Source organism: Petrocella atlantisensis, from assembly GCF_900538275.1.
GTDB lineage: Bacteria > Bacillota > Clostridia > Lachnospirales > Vallitaleaceae > Petrocella > Petrocella atlantisensis.
In genome coordinates this window covers 1,056,891-1,074,650 of record NZ_LR130778.1, presented here as the reverse complement: position 1 = coordinate 1,074,650, position 17,760 = coordinate 1,056,891, and the positions used below count along the sequence as shown (strand labels likewise).

Annotated in this window: 16 protein-coding genes; 15 read left to right on the top strand and 1 reads right to left on the bottom strand. The window is 37.5% G+C overall.

All coding sequences use genetic code 11. The features are described 5' to 3' along the window. Positions 1 to 75: 75 nt before the first annotated feature. The 14 genes from PATL70BA_RS05050 to PATL70BA_RS04985 all read left to right on the top strand — a co-directional run bounded on the left by PATL70BA_RS05050 (position 76) and on the right by PATL70BA_RS04985 (position 15,880). Entirely contained in the window at positions 76 to 1,305 is a 1,230-nt protein-coding gene (locus PATL70BA_RS05050) for an ABC transporter substrate-binding protein (RefSeq protein WP_125136354.1), read from the top strand. Next, a complete protein-coding gene (locus PATL70BA_RS05045) occupies positions 1,286 to 2,176 on the top strand; it encodes an ABC transporter permease (protein ID WP_125138409.1) in 891 nt (296 codons plus the stop codon). The genes PATL70BA_RS05050 and PATL70BA_RS05045 overlap by 20 nt, the downstream gene beginning before the upstream one ends. After that, positions 2,173 to 2,964 (top strand): ABC transporter permease, encoded by a 792-nt coding sequence (locus PATL70BA_RS05040; protein ID WP_125136353.1) that lies wholly within the window; start codon positions 2,173 to 2,175, stop codon positions 2,962 to 2,964. Before PATL70BA_RS05045 ends, PATL70BA_RS05040 begins: the two co-directional genes overlap by 4 nt. 14 nt (positions 2,965 to 2,978) lie before the next feature. Next, a complete protein-coding gene (locus PATL70BA_RS05035; RefSeq protein WP_125136352.1) occupies positions 2,979 to 4,031 on the top strand; it encodes an ABC transporter ATP-binding protein in 1,053 nt (350 codons plus the stop codon). Continuing rightward, a complete protein-coding gene (locus PATL70BA_RS05030) occupies positions 4,025 to 4,612 on the top strand; it encodes a CDP-alcohol phosphatidyltransferase family protein (protein WP_125136351.1) in 588 nt (195 codons plus the stop codon). Before PATL70BA_RS05035 ends, PATL70BA_RS05030 begins: the two co-directional genes overlap by 7 nt. 140 nt (positions 4,613 to 4,752) lie before the next feature. Further along, complete coding sequence (locus PATL70BA_RS16735; protein WP_125136350.1) at positions 4,753 to 5,460, top strand: UPF0236 family transposase-like protein; 708 nt, start codon at positions 4,753 to 4,755, stop codon at positions 5,458 to 5,460. Beyond that, the gene (locus PATL70BA_RS16730) at positions 5,406 to 6,221 is read left to right on the top strand and encodes a UPF0236 family transposase-like protein (protein ID WP_125136349.1); all 816 of its coding nucleotides are present in this window, start codon (positions 5,406 to 5,408) and stop codon (positions 6,219 to 6,221) included. The genes PATL70BA_RS16735 and PATL70BA_RS16730 overlap by 55 nt, the downstream gene beginning before the upstream one ends. 512 nt (positions 6,222 to 6,733) lie before the next feature. Next, positions 6,734 to 7,531 (top strand): stalk domain-containing protein, encoded by a 798-nt coding sequence (locus tag PATL70BA_RS05015; RefSeq protein WP_172596109.1) that lies wholly within the window; start codon positions 6,734 to 6,736, stop codon positions 7,529 to 7,531. Between the two features lie 50 nt (positions 7,532 to 7,581). Then, positions 7,582 to 7,899: a divalent-cation tolerance protein CutA gene (gene cutA, locus PATL70BA_RS05010; protein WP_125136347.1), complete on the top strand. Its 318-nt coding sequence runs from the start codon at positions 7,582 to 7,584 to the stop codon at positions 7,897 to 7,899. 274 nt (positions 7,900 to 8,173) lie between these two features. After that, positions 8,174 to 11,275 carry a glycoside hydrolase family 2 TIM barrel-domain containing protein gene (locus PATL70BA_RS05005; RefSeq protein ID WP_125136346.1) on the top strand — a complete coding sequence of 1,034 codons (3,102 nt, stop codon included), beginning with the start codon at positions 8,174 to 8,176 and terminating at the stop codon, positions 11,273 to 11,275. Between the two features lie 178 nt (positions 11,276 to 11,453). Continuing rightward, positions 11,454 to 11,831: a GntR family transcriptional regulator gene (locus tag PATL70BA_RS05000; RefSeq protein WP_125136345.1), complete on the top strand. Its 378-nt coding sequence runs from the start codon at positions 11,454 to 11,456 to the stop codon at positions 11,829 to 11,831. Further along, entirely contained in the window at positions 11,828 to 12,721 is an 894-nt protein-coding gene (locus tag PATL70BA_RS04995; RefSeq protein ID WP_125136344.1) for an ABC transporter ATP-binding protein, read from the top strand. Before PATL70BA_RS05000 ends, PATL70BA_RS04995 begins: the two co-directional genes overlap by 4 nt. Next, positions 12,696 to 14,711: a DUF6449 domain-containing protein gene (locus PATL70BA_RS04990; protein WP_125136343.1), complete on the top strand. Its 2,016-nt coding sequence runs from the start codon at positions 12,696 to 12,698 to the stop codon at positions 14,709 to 14,711. Before PATL70BA_RS04995 ends, PATL70BA_RS04990 begins: the two co-directional genes overlap by 26 nt. A 77-nt stretch (positions 14,712 to 14,788) precedes the next feature. Continuing rightward, positions 14,789 to 15,880, top strand: a complete 1,092-nt coding sequence (locus tag PATL70BA_RS04985; RefSeq protein WP_125136342.1) for a branched-chain amino acid aminotransferase — start codon at positions 14,789 to 14,791, stop codon at positions 15,878 to 15,880. A gap of 48 nt (positions 15,881 to 15,928) precedes the next feature. Here the strand turns inward: PATL70BA_RS04985 and PATL70BA_RS04980 are convergent, their stop codons facing one another. Next, positions 15,929 to 16,222 carry a Dabb family protein gene (locus PATL70BA_RS04980; RefSeq protein WP_172596108.1) on the bottom strand — a complete coding sequence of 98 codons (294 nt, stop codon included), beginning with the start codon at positions 16,220 to 16,222 and terminating at the stop codon, positions 15,929 to 15,931. Positions 16,223 to 16,367: 145 nt separating this feature from the next. On the opposite strand from PATL70BA_RS04980, the gene PATL70BA_RS04975 reads away from it, so the two are divergent. Next, positions 16,368 to 17,759: a TrkH family potassium uptake protein gene (locus PATL70BA_RS04975; protein ID WP_125136340.1), complete on the top strand. Its 1,392-nt coding sequence runs from the start codon at positions 16,368 to 16,370 to the stop codon at positions 17,757 to 17,759. Position 17,760 lies beyond the last annotated feature (1 nt).

Genomic DNA, 17,760 nt, shown 5'->3' with positions numbered 1-17,760 from the left:
TTTAACATACTCTTGGAAATTCTGACAACAGCTTTAAAGGTATAAACGATCATAAAAATAAATTGGGAGGATTATATGAAAAAAAAATATGTTATACTGGTTTTAATGTTAATTTTCTTAAGTGTTTTAGTAGGATGTAAAAAAGAAGTGGTTACGGAAAAAGACGTAGCAGAAATGAGTTTTGATGAAATAGTTGAAGCAGCACGTGGTACCACTGTGACCTTCTATGGGTGGGGTGGAAGTGAAGATATTAATAAATGGTTGGATGAAACCGTTGCAAAATCTTTAATGGATCAATATGAAGTTACACTAGAGAGAGTACCCATGGTCCCTGCAGAGTATTTACCCAAATTATTAAATGAAAAGCAGCTAGAAAGTGAAGGCACCATAGATGTACTTTGGATTAACGGTGAGAACTTTTATAGTGCAAAATCCAACGACTTACTTTATGGACCTATTACAGAAAAACTGCCGAATTTCAATACTTATTTGGATGGAACATCACCGGATGTTTTGTATGATTTCGGTCAACCGGTTGAGGGTTATGAGGCGCCTTATGGTAAAGCACAAATGGTATTTATTGGTGATACAGCACAGCTAAGCACTCTACCTAAGAGTCATGAAGCGTTACTTGAACTGGCAAAAGCCCATCCTGGGAAACTGACCTATATCGATGCAAGTCATTTTACTGGTAGTGCCTTTGTAAGAAATATTATTTATGATATTGTAGGGTATGAAGTCTTTTTAGATCATGTAGCAGACAAAGCAGCTCTAAAAGAGACAATTCAACCGGCACTGGATTACTTAAAAGAGTTAAAACCTTACTTGTGGCGTGAGGGTGTGACCTATCCGGCGGAAGATGCTCAGCTTGATAACATGTTTGAAGACGGTGAAGTCTATATGACCATGACCTATACACCTTTTCATGTGGCCGGTAAGATTGCAGACGGTTCATTCCCAGAGACGGCTCAAGGTTTTCTCTTTGACAAAGGGACCATTGGCAATACACATTTTATGGCCATGCCTTTTAACGCACCTAACAAAGCTGCAGCCATGGTTTTAATCAACCATATCTTATCACCGGAAATACAAGTGACCAAATATGACCCTTCCGTATGGGGTGATCTACCTGTAACGGATCCATTGAAGCTGACAGAAGCGCAGATGGCATTGTTTGATGCTGTTGATATTGGAGAAGGGACTGTTCCTCAAGAAGAATTGCTGGTAAAACGTTTGCCGGAAATGAGAGCAGATCTTGTGCCAATCATAGAGGAAATATGGCGTGATGAAATACCGGGCAACTAATTTTAGGAGAAAGTTAAAACCATATATCATGCTTATGCCGGTTATGATTTTTATTATCGGCATATTTATAACTGGATTGGTATTTGGACTCTTACAGAGTCTCGGATACTTTCCGGCCTTAGGGCTTTATGAGATTTCATTGGATTATTATAAGAATGTCTTTCGAAATACTGATTTTTTGTCTTCTTTTCAATTTAGCCTCTATACTTCATTCTTATCTACCTTATTATCGGTGGTATTAGGTGTTTTTCTATCCTATTTGATTGTATATACCAAAAGCAAGCATATCAAAGGTTTGGTGAATGTCTATAAAGGACCGATTTTAGTTCCGCATACCATAGCCGCACTACTCATATTTATTCTGTTTATTCAAAGTGGCTTATTGGCTAGGATATTATATGGTTTTGGCTTGATTGGGGATATGTCTGATTTTCCACCATTAATATTTGATGGCGGTGGGATTGGTATTATGCTCGCCTACATATGGAAAGGATTACCTTTCATAACTTTTATAACCATTGATATATTAAGAAATCTGGATGAAAGATATGCCAAAGTTGCCGCCAATCTGGGTGCCAGTCATGCACAAGTTTTTAGGTATGTACTCTTACCTCAACTTTTCCCGACAATAGCCTCCGGGTTTATGATTCTTTTTGCATTTTCTTTTGGTGCCTATGAGATTCCGCATTTGCTGGGTGCGTCAACACCAAAAGCCTTACCGGTTCTCGCTTATATCTATTATGCCAACATAGAACTGGCAGATCGCGCCAATGCCATGGTCATTAACATGTGTATTGCTTTTTTTGCTTTTATTGCTTTAGGTTTATATGTGTTAGCATTTAGGTTACTTAAGAAATATGGAGGTGCATGATGCGGAAATTTTTAAAATACATGATGCTTCTCATGATATTGATACCCTTTATTGTCATGTTAATATGGAGTGTTACCAGTAACTGGCCTTGGCCACAACTGTTGCCTAGGAATTTTTCTCTGAGAGGCTACTTCTATGCCATTCATCCTACAACCAAAGCCTTCGGTATATTGCTTCAAAGCATTCTACTTTCAGTTGTTGTGACAGTGATAACACTAGCTATAAGCATCCCGGCGGCTAGAGCCATTGCCTTTTATAACTTTAAAGGTAAATCCTTAGTCAAAGTCCTTATCCTAATGCCGGTGATTGTACCTATGCTAAGTGTCGCAATGGGCATCCATCTAACATTTACCAAGCTTGGTCTTGCCAATAACTATTTTGGCGTTATTCTGATTCATGTTGTGCCAGGCATATCCTATGGTGTTAAGATTTTACTGAGCATATTTGAGCTAAATGGTGATAAGATAGAGGCGCAAGCAAGGGTGCTTGGTGCCTCACCGTTACAAACTTTTAGATACATCACTTTGCCTTTAATCATGCCAGGTATGGTTATTGCAGGTTCCATGATTTATATTATTTCTTTTAGTCAGTATTTTATAACGTTTTTGATAGGTGGTGGACGTGTCGTTACCTATGCTATGTTTTTATTCCCATTTGTTCAATCCGGCGATAGAACCATAGCATCGGCACTAAGTGTCATTTTTATATTATCCATTGCTTTGGTTGTTTATATATCAGAAAAATCCGTTGGTTTATTTTATCAAAAGAGCAGCAAATATTATGTATAGAAATAGGTGGTATTATGTCCAAAATCAAGATGAATCGTTTGAGTAAGGCTTATGATGGTAATCAAGTCATTCACAATATAGACATGGAAGTTGGAGAAGGAGAGCTTGTTGTTTTACTGGGTCCTAGCGGATCAGGAAAAACAACATTACTTCATGGTATAGCCGGACTTGTGCACATGGATCAGGGTAGTATATATTTTGATGATGAGTGCATTGATCATGTGCCTATTGAGAAAAGGAATGCCGTTCTGGTTGATCAAAGTCTTTTGCTCTTTCCACATATGACGCTCAGCCAAAACATTGGTTTTGGTCTAAAGATGCGCGGGATGCATAAAAAACTTATTGATGAAAAAGTGAAAAAACTGATTGCATTATTAGAACTTGGGGGTCATGAAAACAAACGCCCGAATGAGATATCTGGAGGACAGATGCAAAGAGTAGCAATAGCTAGAGCGTTGGCGATAGAACCAAGAGTGCTACTCCTGGATGAGCCATTTTCTAAGTTGGATATTGTACTTAGAAAGAATATGCAAAAATTTGTAAGAGATCTTCAGAAAAAACTTGGGATTACCATGATTATGGTTACCCATGATAAAGAAGAAGCCCTCTCCATGGCGGACAAAGTCGCTGTTTTATTGGATGGCACCATACAGCAGTTTGACACACCGGACAAGGTCTATGAAAAGCCTGCGTCAAGAGCGGTTGCTGATTTTTTCGGTATGAGGAATTATATAGAGGGTTATGTTGAGGATGGGTTATTCATTACCAAATTAGGCGCATTTAGAACCCATCATGAAGAAGGTTTAAAGTTGACCTATGTATTTAGACCTGAAGAAATCCATATCAACCATGAAACATTTGAAGGCACTTTAGGTGTGATACAGAATAGAACATACTTAGGGGATAAAATAACCTACGAAATAGAATGTAAGGATCTCATTCTACATCATATAACATTGCAACATAAGGCATTTCAACCGGGTGATACTGTAACGGTTAATTTTGATTTTAAGAATGCCGTCTACTTCGAGACAGCCAGTGAAAACAAGGAGAACGCAACATGTTAGATACAAAAGCGCGCAACATAATACAACCATTTATTGGTAAATGTGCTGAGCTGTTTATAAAAAAAGGACTATCCGCAAATCAAGTCACAATAATTGCCCTACTCATTGGTTTGATACCTGCAATTATGATGACCATGGGTGTTTCAAGCATACTAGCCGTCATGATTTTATGGCTATCAGGACTGTTTGATGCTATTGATGGCACCATAGCCAGGAAAACAAATACAATGTCGCCTTTTGGTTCTGTCATGGATGTTACCTTCGATCGCGTAGTGGAGATTTCATTATTGCTCTCCATTGGCTATTGCTATTCTAATGAACCTATGATTTTTGTCATACTGGCTTCATCCATTATCCTCTCTATGACAATATTTCTGACCGTTGGTGCAGCTTCTGAAAAGGCAACTGAAAAAAGTTTCTATTACCAACCGGGGCTAGCAGAACGTACGGAAGGTTTCATCTTATTTTCATTGATGATGATTTTTACCAACTATGTAGATATACTGGCCATCATTTTTTCGGGACTAGTCCTTTTTACAGCATGCCAGCGATTTATAGAAGCTTATAAGCATTTAAGGTAGTCGAAGATTAAGCAATTGAAGAATTGTCGAGTTAGCGTAAAGATAGTGTCGGATAAAGAAAGATAAAAGAAAAACACCAAGTTGTGATATTATAAGTTTTGTCTAGAAACCATAAATCATAACAGAGAGGTGTTTTTCTTATGCATATTAGTATACAACAATTTATGGAGATTGGTATCAAAAAGATTGAAAAAGTAGTAGAAAGTTTTATAAATGATGATCAAATGAATATTGGAGAGTTTGTTCTTGAGTTAGGAAAACCATTACAGGAGCTGCAACGAGAGATTATTGCAGAGACAATAGAAGGCATTGATGAGGTGTATAGAAAATCAGCATATCGAACCAGTCACTACGTGGTTGAACGTGCTAGGGTCCCTAATTCATTTACAAGCACATGCGGTGAGATCAAGTACAAAAGGACTTATTTTAAGTCGAAAGAAACAGGTGAATTCATATTTCTTGCAGATAAAGCATGTGGTATTACAAAAAACATGAGAAAAAGTGAAGATGTGGTTATAGAAGCCATAAAGCATGTTGTTGACACTAGCTATAGAATTAGTGGTGAACATGCAACGCATACAGAAGATATTATTAGTAAACAAGCGGTCATGAAAGAGGTTCATAGCTTAGAAATACCTGCATTAATACCCTTTGTAAAGAAAAAGAGACAGGTCAAAGTCCTATATATAAATGCTGATGAAGACCATGTATCCTTACAATTCAACAATAAAAAGGGAGATTTAAAAGTCGGAGAAAATGGCTATAAAAGCAACACAATAGAGCCACGTCTAGCATGTATTTTGAGGATGTTGAGAAAGAAAGCCAAGGAAGTAAAAGAAATAGACTAATAGAAAAACACTACTTTGCAGGCGTTTACAAAAAGAGTGAAGACTTATGGGAAGAAGTGCTTGAATACATAGATGTGGTTTATGATGAAGACTATTTGGAACATATATACATCATGGGAGATGGCGCATCGTGGATAAAATCAGGAGTGGATGTGCTCGGGGCAAAGTGTCATTTTGTGCTTGATAAATTCCATTTAAACCAAGCAATTATGAGAGCCATAGGTCATCTTGGTGATTCAGTATCAGATGCAAGAAAGGCAATCTATGACGGCATAAGATCTGAGGATAAAAAAGCAGTCAATACAGTCTTTGACATAGCCCTTGAGTACTCAGATAGCGAGAATAGAAAAGAACAGATAAGAAGAACCAGGGTATACATAAGCAATCACTGGGAAGCCATAATAAGACCTAATCATGATGAATATGCAAGGATGGGTTGCAGTGCTGAAGGTCAAGTGAGCCACCTCCTCTCTTCAAGGTTAAGTAGCCGTCCGCTAGGATGGTCAAAGGAAGGTGTAACTAAGATGGCAAGACTTAGAGCTTATGTAGCCAATGATGGTAAAGTATGTGATTTGATTAAATACAAGCAAGAAAAACAGCACCGCATGATTCAAGATGAGATAAAAATAGAAGTAGATAAAGAGATCAAAAGGAAACAAAAGACCTATACAGATGTTTGGAACCATCAGACAGTCGCAGGTAGTACCCGGCTAGTAGATGGCATGTATTGTCTTACAAAGAAACTAAGGGGCATCATTTGATCTACGTTTAGTAAAAAGACATAAGAAAAAGTGAAATCAGATGTGTAGAGGATAAAGTTCCTGGAATGACTATGTTGCAAAACGCCAGAATACAAGGATGTATTCCACCTTCGTTTGATACATGGACGTATCAACGAAGGTCGTTTGCAATGTAGTCATGGAAGGGTTTTAGCCGACGAATTTAGATATACTAAAGTCTAGTAGCCACAATCCTAAATGGACTGGCTTTTTAAGTATGCAAAATTAATGGAAAAGGTACAATGAATTATAAAACTATGATAAGATGGTTTTTACAGAACTCAAAATATCTCATCAGGATTTTTCTATCCTTACTTTTCCGACAGTAAATTAACGCGACCAATTGTCATTCATTTCTTGCAAGTAAAGATACCTTATGCTACAATCATTTTATGTTAAAAATCAAAACATATTAGAGTCAAAACATGAATTTAAAAAGGCATCATTAACGAAATGGGGTGTAAAAAATGCAGAAATGTATAATAGTGACCGCTATGGCACTATTTATATTGTTAGGCATGGGGAACAACACTGAAGCGGCCATGATGAAACTAGATATTCGCGTAAATGACATGATCATTAAAATGGATAGCAATCCCTATATTGAAGAAGATCGAACGATGGTACCAATTAGGACAGTGGTAGAGGCTTTGGGTACTGAGGAAGTGGTTTGGAATGAAGAAGATAGAAGTGCCACGATTGTTGTGGGTGAGAAGTCGATTACCTTCAAGATTGACAGTATGAATTATTGGGTTAACGATGTAGAAAAAACGATGGGTGTAGCTCCGGTCATTGTTGATGGCCGCACGATGTTACCCCTAAGGATTATTGCAGAAGAACTGGCTTTTGATGTCAATTACAATCCTTTGATTCGTACAGTAGCAATCAGTAATCCATCTGTCGAAGTATCCCAAGAGTTGATTGCAACCAATCAGTATAATTATGAGGATATTCTATGGTTGGCAAGGATTGTTCGAACAGAGGCCTACGGCATAGGCTATGAGGCTAAACTTGCCGTTGCAAATGTTGTTTTAAACAGAGTAAAAAGCAGTAGGTTTCCTATGTCAATCAAAGAGGTTATTTTTGATACGAAATATGCTACACAATTTCCACCGGCGCATCGAGACAGTTTTTTAGCCTTAGAACCGGATTTAGAGAGTTGGGCAGCAGCTAAAAATGCTTTGGACGGACATAATAACATTGGTCAAAGTTTGTTTTTTAATCATAAACCCTTCCCCAATAAATCCAGTGATTTATATAGAATCATAAATGGAGAATACTTTTATTACTAGGGAACTGTTCAATGGCAATAAAGTAAGAAGCATAGAATGAGGAGGCACTTATGGAAGATGGCTATATTATTATTATGACAACATCAAGAGATTATCGTGAAGCAGATTATATTACCAAAATACTGCTTGAAGAAAAACTTGCAGCTTGTATACATTCATCAACGGAGTATAGCCACTATTTTTATAATGATAAGTTGCATCATGATGAAGAGATAAGATTGATGATTAAGACGAAAAAGCATTTATATGAAGAAGTTGAAAGAACGATTAAAGGTTTGCACTCTTATGAGCTACCGGAGATCATTGTTATACCAATTGAAAACGGTTCAAAAGAGTATCTACACTGGATAGATTTTATCACTAAGTAAGGCTGTAGGTTAGAGGAATTTAATTTTGAGACTTCAACCGTGAAGCGTATAAACCATGTATAATATCATTTAAGTCAAAAGCTACCTCAGTATTGAGGTAGCTTTTACCATATTTCAAACTAATAATAGGAAAAGTGTTTAAAATTATTATATACTAATTGAATATACTTATATTGAATCTCTTAAAATAAGGGTATAGAATGGTATTGAGTGAAATGATTGATTTAATATTCTTATATTATTGTGAGCACGAATAATCAATACGGAGGTTAATATGGTAAAAGATTATTGGAAAGACCTAAATATATTAAGCAAAAACACCTTAGATCCTCATGGGACAAGTATACCTTTTGGTAGTGTAGGTCAAGCACTTAAAGGTGATAGATTAGAATCCAAGTACTTTATGTTGCTAAACGGTTTATGGAAGTTCAAATATTTTAACCATCCGGCTTATGTACCGGAAACATACGTTATGCCTGAATATGATGATGCCTTGTGGGATACTTTACCTGTACCATCTAATTGGCAACTTCATGGTTATGATGTTCCTGTATACACCAATGTGGCCTATCCAATACCGGTAGATCCGCCAAATATCCCGGAAGCAAATCCGGTAGGTTGTTATAGAAGAGTGTTCTTGGTCGATAGCACCTGGAAAGATTTGAAAACCGTCCTACACTTTGGTGGTGTGAGCATAGCATTTACGGTCTATGTCAATGGCAAAGAAGTTGGTTATAGCCAAGGCAGTCATATGCCTTCGGAATTTGACATCACACCTTATCTACATATAGGAGAGAATTGTCTATCTGTAGAAGTATATAAATGGGCGGCCACCAGTTACCTTGAAGACCAAGACTACTGGCGCATGAGTGGTATTTTTAGGGAAGTCTACCTATATGCCACACAGAAAAAACATATTAAGGACTATCGGATTCAAAGTTTACTGGATGCCACTTATAAGAACGGAATATTAGATGTGGAAATTGATACAGAAGGTGTAGATGATCATGATGCGATGACGATGGTGCTAGCCCTATATGAAACATCCACTCAGCTAATATGGGAGACTTCCTTAGATGTGACACATGGGAAGGCAAAACAAAAGCATAATATTGAGAATGTGAAAACATGGAATGCAGAAACACCGAATCTCTATCAGATGGTTATTTCATTGAAGAGCGGTAGTGGCGAAGTGATAGATATAAGAAGACAAACTATTGGTTTTAGATCCGTTCAGATTCAGAATGGACAAGTCTTAGTCAATGGTGTATCTGTTAAGTTTAAAGGTGTGAACCGACATGATACGCACCCGGAAAGAGGCTATGCTGTAACAAGAGGGGATATGTTAGAGGATATTCTTCTGATGAAGCAACACAACATCAATATGGTACGATCCTCCCACTATCCAAATGACCCTTACTGGTATGAATTATGTAATATATATGGAATGTATTGCATGGATGAAGCGGATTTGGAAACCCATGGCTTTGTTCGTAATGAAGGTATAGCCAATAATGGTATTGGGCAAGCGCTTGGTATCAACCATCTTAAGGAATGGGAGGCGGCTTTTGTAGATCGTGCTAAACGTATGGTTCATAGAGATAAGAATCAACCGTCAATACTTTTCTGGTCCCTTGGAAATGAATCCGGATATGGTCCTAATCATGATGCAATGGCAGCTTATATTCGGTCGGTAGATACAACACGTCCCATACATTATGAAAGCGCTGGGGAAGCAGCAGTTGTGGATATGGTAAGCGTTATGTATCCTTCTGTGGATACCGTCATCGCTGAAGGTGAAAGGAAAGACGAGAAACGGCCTTATTTCATCTGCGAGTTTATACATTCTATGGGGAACAGTATGGGAAATCAACAGGAGTATTTTGACGCCATCTATAAATATGACCGTTTGGTTGGCGGTTGTATTTGGGAATGGGCTGACCATGGGCTCAGTCGACAAGATGAACAAAAGGGATCCTGGTTTGCTTATGGTGGTGACTTCGGGGATGAACCGAACGATCTAAAGTTCTGTATTGATGGTATGGTTTATCCAGATAGAAGACCTCACACAGGGTTGATGGAATTCAAGCAAGTGATTGCACCTATAAAAGTGACGGACATAGATGGGAAAAAAGGTATAATCAATGTTGAAAATCGCTATGATTTCCTTGATTTGACCCATATTAACATGCATTGGGAACTGCTTGAAGATGGACAAGTCATCCTTAAGGGTTCAGTAGATGATTTATCCATTTTGCCCCATCATGCGGAGGATATCCATTTACCATATAACCTTGAAGAGATAGGTAAAATCGAATGTGACTATCATCTTAATACGTATTTTACAAGTAAAAAACCGATGATATTTACAGATGATATTTATGAAGTTTATAGGCATCAAATCGAAATAAAAGCCAGTGGCTTAATAGCCAACGTTCGTCATAATGAAAAAATATATTTTTCATCGGAAAAAGAGAATAGGTTTGAATTGCATTTAACAGGAAAAGATTTTGAAATTATTTTTGATAAAGTCTATGGTGTTTTAAGCAGTATTAAAGTAGAAGGTATAGAAACACTTGAGGAAGGTCTAACTGAGAATTTTTTTAGAGCACCAACAGACAATGATGAAAAAGGATGGGTTGGACGAGAGGATTGTCCGGCAGGTCTCTGGAGAAAAGCCGGGCTAGATAAACTTAGGAGAAATGTCAAATCTGTAGAAATCAAAAAAAGTGAGCACCAGGTCCATATACAGGTAGAAGCTAACTTTGCAAAGACATCAGAGTATATTGCTTTTGAAACAACAATGCATTACTATATACAAGGTAATGGTAGAATCGATGTGGCAATGGCCACAAGGCCTTTACTGGAAATTGATTTGCTACCAAGAATTGGTGTGATGTTTAAAATGAAATCGGGCTTTGATCAACTCAGGTGGTACGGAAGAGGACCGCATGAAAGCTACAGTGATAAGAAGGAAAGTGCTTTGGTGGGTATTTATCAGGGTAGAGTAGACGACCAGTTTGAGCCTTATATTATTCCCCAGGAAAATGGTAACAAAACAGATACCAGATGGCAATCTTTGATGGATGAGAATGGTGTGGGGATTATGATTGTGGCAAAAGAGCAAATGGATTTTTCAGTGATGCACTATGATCTGAAAAATCTTGTTGAGGCGACCCATACTTATGAACTCAAGCAAGTACCTGAAACTTTGGTCATGATTGATTATGGACAATCAGGTCTAGGCAATGGTAGCTGTGGGCCGGATCAACTAGAGGCTTACAAATTAAAACCTAAAAACACAGTATTTGAATTTGTCATTTTGCCCATTCATAAAAACAAAGAAAAAGAAGAAAGCCTATATAGAAGTTTGTAGTAAATATAATATCCTGCTGGTCCTATTATCTGTAAAATGCGTTCACGGCTAAGTCCAAGAATCAGCGTTTTAGATTAAAGGGTCTGCAGGATATTTTAATGTATATCTTTACGTAATAAAGAAGACTTGCACTTAACTGTATTATGTTATATAATACAGTTAATACAGGAGGTGTCTTATGTTTCAAGTGGATATTAGAAGCCGAATTCCGATTTACGAACAGATGTATGAAAATATTAGAAGATTGATTCTGGAAGGCCATATCAAGGAAGATGAGCAATTACCGTCTATCAGAGAGCTTGCGTCCTTATTGACAGTAAACCCTAACACCATTTTGAAGGCATTCAAACAGTTAGAACAGGATGGGTATATCTATGCCCTTCAAGGTAGAGGCAATTTCGCAAAAAAACTGGATGTTGTATATAGAAATCAGGAAATTGAAGGGGTCAAGAAAAAGCTAAAGGAAACCATTCTTGAAGCAAAGCTATTGAATATACCCATAGAAACCCTTATGGATCTCCTGAAAGATGCTTATAAGAGAGGTGGAAATCAATGATTAAAACAATAGATTTAACAAAGTCATATGGGACGTTCAAAGCCCTTGACCAGATTAACATACATGTAAAAAAAGGTTCTGTATACGGTATGGTCGGACCAAATGGTGCAGGCAAGACAACTTTATTAAAAATCATGACTGGGGTATTTAGGCAGAATCAAGGACAGGTTTTTATTGACGGTCAGGTTGTAGAAGATAATATTAGCTTAAAGCAGCGTATTCGTTTTATTCCGGATGAGCTGTATTATTTCCCTATGTCCACCATTAAAGATATGGCGGATTTTTATGAAGATATGTTTGATGTGTTTGATCGTGATCGTTTTGTAAGGATACAAGCACTCCTTAAGATTCCTATTCAAAAGAAAATCAGTCAGCTCTCTAAAGGGATGAAGAAGCAAGTGGCCTTTTGGTTAGAGATTTGCACGAAGCCGGATGTTATGATTTTAGACGAGCCTGTTGACGGACTTGACCCGGTCATGCGTCGTCAAATATGGTCGCTTCTGTTGCAAGATGTGGCCGAAAGAAACATGACAGTGGTCGTTTCATCCCACAATCTCAGAGAATTAGAAGATGTATGTGACTATGTGGGTATTTTACATGAAGGTAAGTTGCTTCTTGAAAGAGACTTAGATGAAATGAAATCAGATATTCACAAGATTCAAGTGGCTTTTGAGAATTCAGATGTAACGCTTAAAAGTTTGAACCCACTTAAAGCAATGCAAGTTGGGTCTGTACATACTATAATCGTAAGAGGTTTAAGAGACGAGATCGAAAAGTCCTTAAGTCCTATGAAACCTGTTCTGGTAGATTTTATACCCTTAACATTAGAAGAAATATTTATATATGAGATTGGAGGGGAAGGCTATGAAGTTACAAACCTCATTCTATAATAAAGCCATTCTTAAAAATAACATTAAACGATTTGCTTATATTGGCATATTATACTTTGTTATACACTTTTTAGTGGTTAATTTTGGTATGCTTATGAATACACTTGGCACAACCCATAAAATGGATCATTTGCTTTACAAAATACCAAGTGGTTGGGATGTATTTATCTTATTTTTCCTACCTGTGATTCTAGGAATTGTCTTGTTCAGATATATTCAAGATGAAAAAGCTTTGGCAACGATTCATGCTTTTCCGGTGAGTCGCAAGACCTTATTCTTTAGTCATATGATATCTTTTGTGATTTTATTTGGTATACCTTTGCTTGTAAATACGCTTATATCTTATGCCATTCTTGTGTCAAAGGGATATCCGGCTTCAGATCTTGCCTTGCATTTAAGTATCTACGTTATAGGTATGATCTTAAGTGGCATGACTATTTTCTACATAACCGTTATGTTTGGCATGCTGGTGGGGTCATCGGTGCTTCAGGCCGTTTTAACGTATGTTATGATGGCCATCCCAGTTGCTATTGTTGAATTTGGTAAGATTTTGATTGGTTGGACGCTAAAAGGCTTTTCCACATACTTAGACGAAGAGGCACTACATTTATTGATGACACCTTATTACACCATCGGAAGAATGGTGGATGCAAGTAATACAGATTTTCTGATTAAAGGCTTTCTGGTGCTGGTTATTTATTTAGGTATTTCTGTTGCAGCAAGTTATATTTTGTATAAAAAAAGAAATCTAGAAAGGCATCATGACTTAATCGCTTTTGATTTTGCAAAGATTGGTTTCATAGGCTTATTAACGGTGTTGATTACTTTGACACTGGCTAATATGCTAGGCTCTATGTTTTATGATAACCGTTCACTGGGCGTTTATGTAGGCGTATTCTTTGGTGCACTTATTGGTTACGGCGTCACGAAGATGATAGCAGAAAAAACGGTAAGAATATTTGTCTATTACAAATCATGGTTAGTCGTCGTTGGTCTTTTTATGTTAGCCCTTGTGATTGTAGACTTTGATTTGATTGGTTTTGAATCTTATGTCCCGAATTCAGAAGAGGTAGCGTATGTTGTTTATGGCGAAAATAGCAATCCAAGACAAGGTAGAATGACGGATGAATCCGTATTGTATGGAAGTGAAGCCAATTTTGAGCTGGTTTTTACGGAGCAAGCATCCGTTCAAGAAGTGCTTAATCTTCATGAAACTGCGATTCATGCCGAGCAAGATATGGGATATAATAGCCGTGTATATAGGTTGGATCTGGTATATGTACTGAAGAATGGTAAAAGAGTAAATCGAATGTATGAAAACCCAAAAATGGAAGAAGCATTTGCCCGTCTTCATGAATCTGAAGGTTACAAACAAGGACGTATTAAAGACATTGAAGCCATATTAACCCATCCCAAAATATCTACAATTAATATATGGGGACGTGGCGGTCAGGAAAGAAATATTAGTCCAGATAAAAGCAACTCTTTATTTGAGGCTTATCGAAAAGATTTTATGCTATTGTCCTATAGGGAAGAAGTCAGTTATGACAACTGGGGAACCATTGATATTGCTATAACAAAAGGTGATGATACAAGAGAAGAGGATTATGAAATTCTAAACTATCATAGCCTGAATGTTTGGCCGAGTTTTGAACATACAAAAGCATGGTTGAAGGAGAATGGGTATGAAGGCATCATACCAAACAGAGAAGGTATTGTGAGTGCGCGTATAACACCGGTAGTCACGCCCGACATGGAAGGTGATATACCGCCTGAGTATGTGAAGGAGATGCAGCTACAAGGAAAGATAGATTCCGCCGGGATAGTGGATGATGATATCATTGATATTATTTTCGGGTTACCTTATGATTATTCCAAGGACCCGGAAGACAGTTATAGAATTACTTTAATCTATAAGGACTATGGTGAGTATTCATATAGAGTGAGTGCCTTGCCGGAAAAATTAAAATCCTATGTGACGCAGTATTAGCAAGACTTCTTTTCTTGTTAACTTCCCTCGAGTTTGATATAATGAAACGAATATAATTGAAAGTCGGGGGTGTTGTCATGTTAACTATTGATATTATAAAAGCAAAGCAGCTCAAAGATAAACCGGATCCCAACAATCTAGGGTTTGGAAACTATTTTACGGATCACATGTTTGTGATGGACTACCAAGAAGGTATGGGGTGGCATAACCCGAGAGTAAAGCCTTATGAAGATTTGCATCTTGATCCTTCAGCGGTGGTGTTTCATTATGGTCAAGAAATGTTCGAAGGTCTTAAAGCTTATCGAAGACAAGATGGAGAAATTAATCTTTTTAGACCGGACATGAATGGGAAGCGACTCAACAATACCAATGACCGTATTTGCATGCCACAAATACCGGTTGAAGATTTTGTACAAGCGGTTAGGACATTGGTTCACACAGATGCTTCTTGGGTGCCTGAGGAAGCGGGAACATCTTTATACATAAGACCTTTTGTTATTGCCACTGAGCCAACACTTATGGTAAATCCTTCTAAATCCTATCTATTTATGATTATCCTATCCCCGGTGGGTGCTTATTACAAAGAAGGTTTAAACCCGGTTCGAATCTATGTGGAAGATACCTATGTTCGAGCGTCCAAAGGTGGTGTGGGAGAAGCCAAAACAGGTGGTAGCTACGGTGCCAGCATGATTGCTCAGAAAAATGCAAAAAACGAAGGTTTTGCTCAAGTATTATGGCTGGATGCCATAGAACATCGTTATGTAGAAGAAGTAGGTACCATGAATATCTTCTTTAAAATTCGTGGTAAAGTATACACGCCGGCTTTATCCGGTAGCATCTTACCCGGAATCACAAGAGATTCTGTAATATCTCTACTTAAGTCATGGGATATTCCGATTTATGAAGAACGGATTTCCATGGATACAATCATTGAGGCTTCAAAAAATGGGGATTTGGAAGAGGTCTTTGGTACAGGTACGGCAGCGGTCATATCACCGGTTGGTGGCATTCATTTCAAAGGTCTTGACTTTGTGGTGCATAACAATGAAATTGGTCCTATAACCAGAAGAATATATGATACTTTAACAGGCATGCAATATGGTAATGTAAAAGATGATTTTGGATGGATTGAAACGATTGAAGATAAGAATGATCATGGATGGTTATAAGTATTAAAAAGGAGTTGCATAATGCAACTCCTTTTTAATACTTAAACACTAATATTCATAATCGACGACAACCCGATCTTTTGTAACTGCTCTTACATACTGACCGACTTGGATGTGGGCAGGATGAACGATGTAAGCGTCAAGTCCGGCTTTGTCCAAAAAGCTTGTCATCAAGACGATATCACGTTTAGCTTCTGAATCGTTGTAGTTGAAGCCGACGGATATTTCCTTTAAGCTTTCTACACTCTCAAGTAAAGCTTCTAATTTTTCTTTTAGTGTTTCTCTTGTTGCATCCAGGTCAAGATCTTCTTTAATATTCCACATAACAATATGTTTAATCATAGTCATCCTCCTTTAGTCATATAGAGTATATTATACCATGATGTTTGTGTTATTGCATTTTTAATCTCTAAGTTATATAATGTACATTAGCTTGTTCGTATGTTTTTGAAAAAGCATTTGAGATGTTGGAGAGGTAAGGTTACTTATGAATAAAACAAAAAGCCAGTTGGATGTTAATTTAAAGCCGACACAAGTTTTGGTTTTGGGATTTTTGATGCTTATTTTTTTGGGAGCAATTCTATTAAGTCTTCCGATGGCAAGTGCTGCAGGCGAAAGCACTAGAATTATTGATGCCCTTTTTACAGCCACTTCAGCAGTGTGCGTAACTGGTTTAGTCGTCCTTAATACAGCATCCCATTGGAGCCCATTTGGAAAAGTGATTATTCTCATGCTCATACAAATTGGCGGACTGGGGTTTATGACCATTGCCAGTACTATATTTATGATTCTAGGTAGAAAAATAAGCTTGCGAGATCGTATGATGATACAAGAATCTTTGAACCAGAGTACCTTGTCAGGTATGGTTCGATTGACAAAAAACATCATTATAGGTACATTAATCTTAGAGGCGATTGGTGCCTTGTTTCTATCATTTAAATTTGTACCTGAATATGGTACAAAAGGAATATTCTACAGTATATTTCACGCCATATCAGCGTTTTGTAATGCCGGCTTTGATATTATTGGTGATAGTAGTCTTATGCCTTATGTCGGTAGCATTACGATTAATTTTACAATTATGACACTGATTATTATTGGTGGTTTGGGTTTTACAGTATGGATGGATGTCATAAAAGTTACAAAAAATGAGTTGAGAATTGGACTAAAAGGCTTGAAGCTCAAAAGGTGGTTTAGGCATTTACGCCTTCACACAAAATTAGTTTTAGTAATTACGACGAGTCTGATTATGGTTGGTTTTGTTATCTTTTTTTCCCTGGAAGGATTCAATGATGCAACCCTGGGAAATCTACCTCTAAAAGACAAGGTTTTAGGTGCCATGTTTCAATCAGTAACGACGAGAACAGCAGGTTTTAATACAATTAATAACAGTGATATGACAGATGTATCTAAGTTTGTCACCATCATCTTGATGTTTATCGGCGGATCACCGGCGGGAACAGCTGGCGGTATCAAGACTGTTACCATTGGCGTCATATTCTTTGAAGTACTGTCGGTTGTAAGAGGGAAAGAAGACACAGAAGCATTTGATCGACGCATCCCTCGAAACACCATAAAAAGAGCCCTTGCAGTAGTTATGATTAGTTTGTTTGTGGTCATAGGTGTAACCATGTTACTTACTATAACGGAATCGGGTGGATTTATGGATATCTTATTTGAAGCAGTATCCGGATTTGCTACAGTAGGACTCTCCTTAGGTGAGACTCAAAGACTCACTCAATTTGGTAAATTAATTATGAGTTTGACCATGTTTATTGGTAGGCTTGGACCGATTACCATGGCTGTAGCGCTCACAATAAGGCATGAGAAGAAAAAGATTAACATTAGAAAACCTGAAGAAAAAGTAATGGTAGGATAAA

Excerpts from the sequence above, each read along its gene's own strand:
- PATL70BA_RS05050 (WP_125136354.1), top strand. The coding sequence starts at position 76 with ATGAAAAAAAAATATGTTATACTGGTTTTAATGTTAATTTTCTTAAGT.
- PATL70BA_RS05045 (WP_125138409.1), top strand. The coding sequence starts at position 1,286 with ATGAAATACCGGGCAACTAATTTTAGGAGAAAGTTAAAACCATATATC.
- PATL70BA_RS05040 (WP_125136353.1), top strand. The coding sequence starts at position 2,173 with ATGATGCGGAAATTTTTAAAATACATGATGCTTCTCATGATATTGATA.
- PATL70BA_RS05035 (WP_125136352.1), top strand. The coding sequence starts at position 2,979 with ATGTCCAAAATCAAGATGAATCGTTTGAGTAAGGCTTATGATGGTAAT.
- PATL70BA_RS05030 (WP_125136351.1), top strand. The coding sequence starts at position 4,025 with ATGTTAGATACAAAAGCGCGCAACATAATACAACCATTTATTGGTAAA.
- PATL70BA_RS16735 (WP_125136350.1), top strand. The coding sequence starts at position 4,753 with ATGCATATTAGTATACAACAATTTATGGAGATTGGTATCAAAAAGATT.
- PATL70BA_RS16730 (WP_125136349.1), top strand. The coding sequence starts at position 5,406 with ATGTATTTTGAGGATGTTGAGAAAGAAAGCCAAGGAAGTAAAAGAAAT.
- PATL70BA_RS05015 (WP_172596109.1), top strand. The coding sequence starts at position 6,734 with ATGGCACTATTTATATTGTTAGGCATGGGGAACAACACTGAAGCGGCC.
- cutA (WP_125136347.1), top strand. The coding sequence starts at position 7,582 with ATGGAAGATGGCTATATTATTATTATGACAACATCAAGAGATTATCGT.
- PATL70BA_RS05005 (WP_125136346.1), top strand. The coding sequence starts at position 8,174 with ATGGTAAAAGATTATTGGAAAGACCTAAATATATTAAGCAAAAACACC.
- PATL70BA_RS05000 (WP_125136345.1), top strand. The coding sequence starts at position 11,454 with ATGTTTCAAGTGGATATTAGAAGCCGAATTCCGATTTACGAACAGATG.
- PATL70BA_RS04995 (WP_125136344.1), top strand. The coding sequence starts at position 11,828 with ATGATTAAAACAATAGATTTAACAAAGTCATATGGGACGTTCAAAGCC.
- PATL70BA_RS04990 (WP_125136343.1), top strand. The coding sequence starts at position 12,696 with ATGAAGTTACAAACCTCATTCTATAATAAAGCCATTCTTAAAAATAAC.
- PATL70BA_RS04985 (WP_125136342.1), top strand. The coding sequence starts at position 14,789 with ATGTTAACTATTGATATTATAAAAGCAAAGCAGCTCAAAGATAAACCG.
- PATL70BA_RS04980 (WP_172596108.1), bottom strand. The coding sequence starts at position 16,222 with ATGATTAAACATATTGTTATGTGGAATATTAAAGAAGATCTTGACCTG.
- PATL70BA_RS04975 (WP_125136340.1), top strand. The coding sequence starts at position 16,368 with ATGAATAAAACAAAAAGCCAGTTGGATGTTAATTTAAAGCCGACACAA.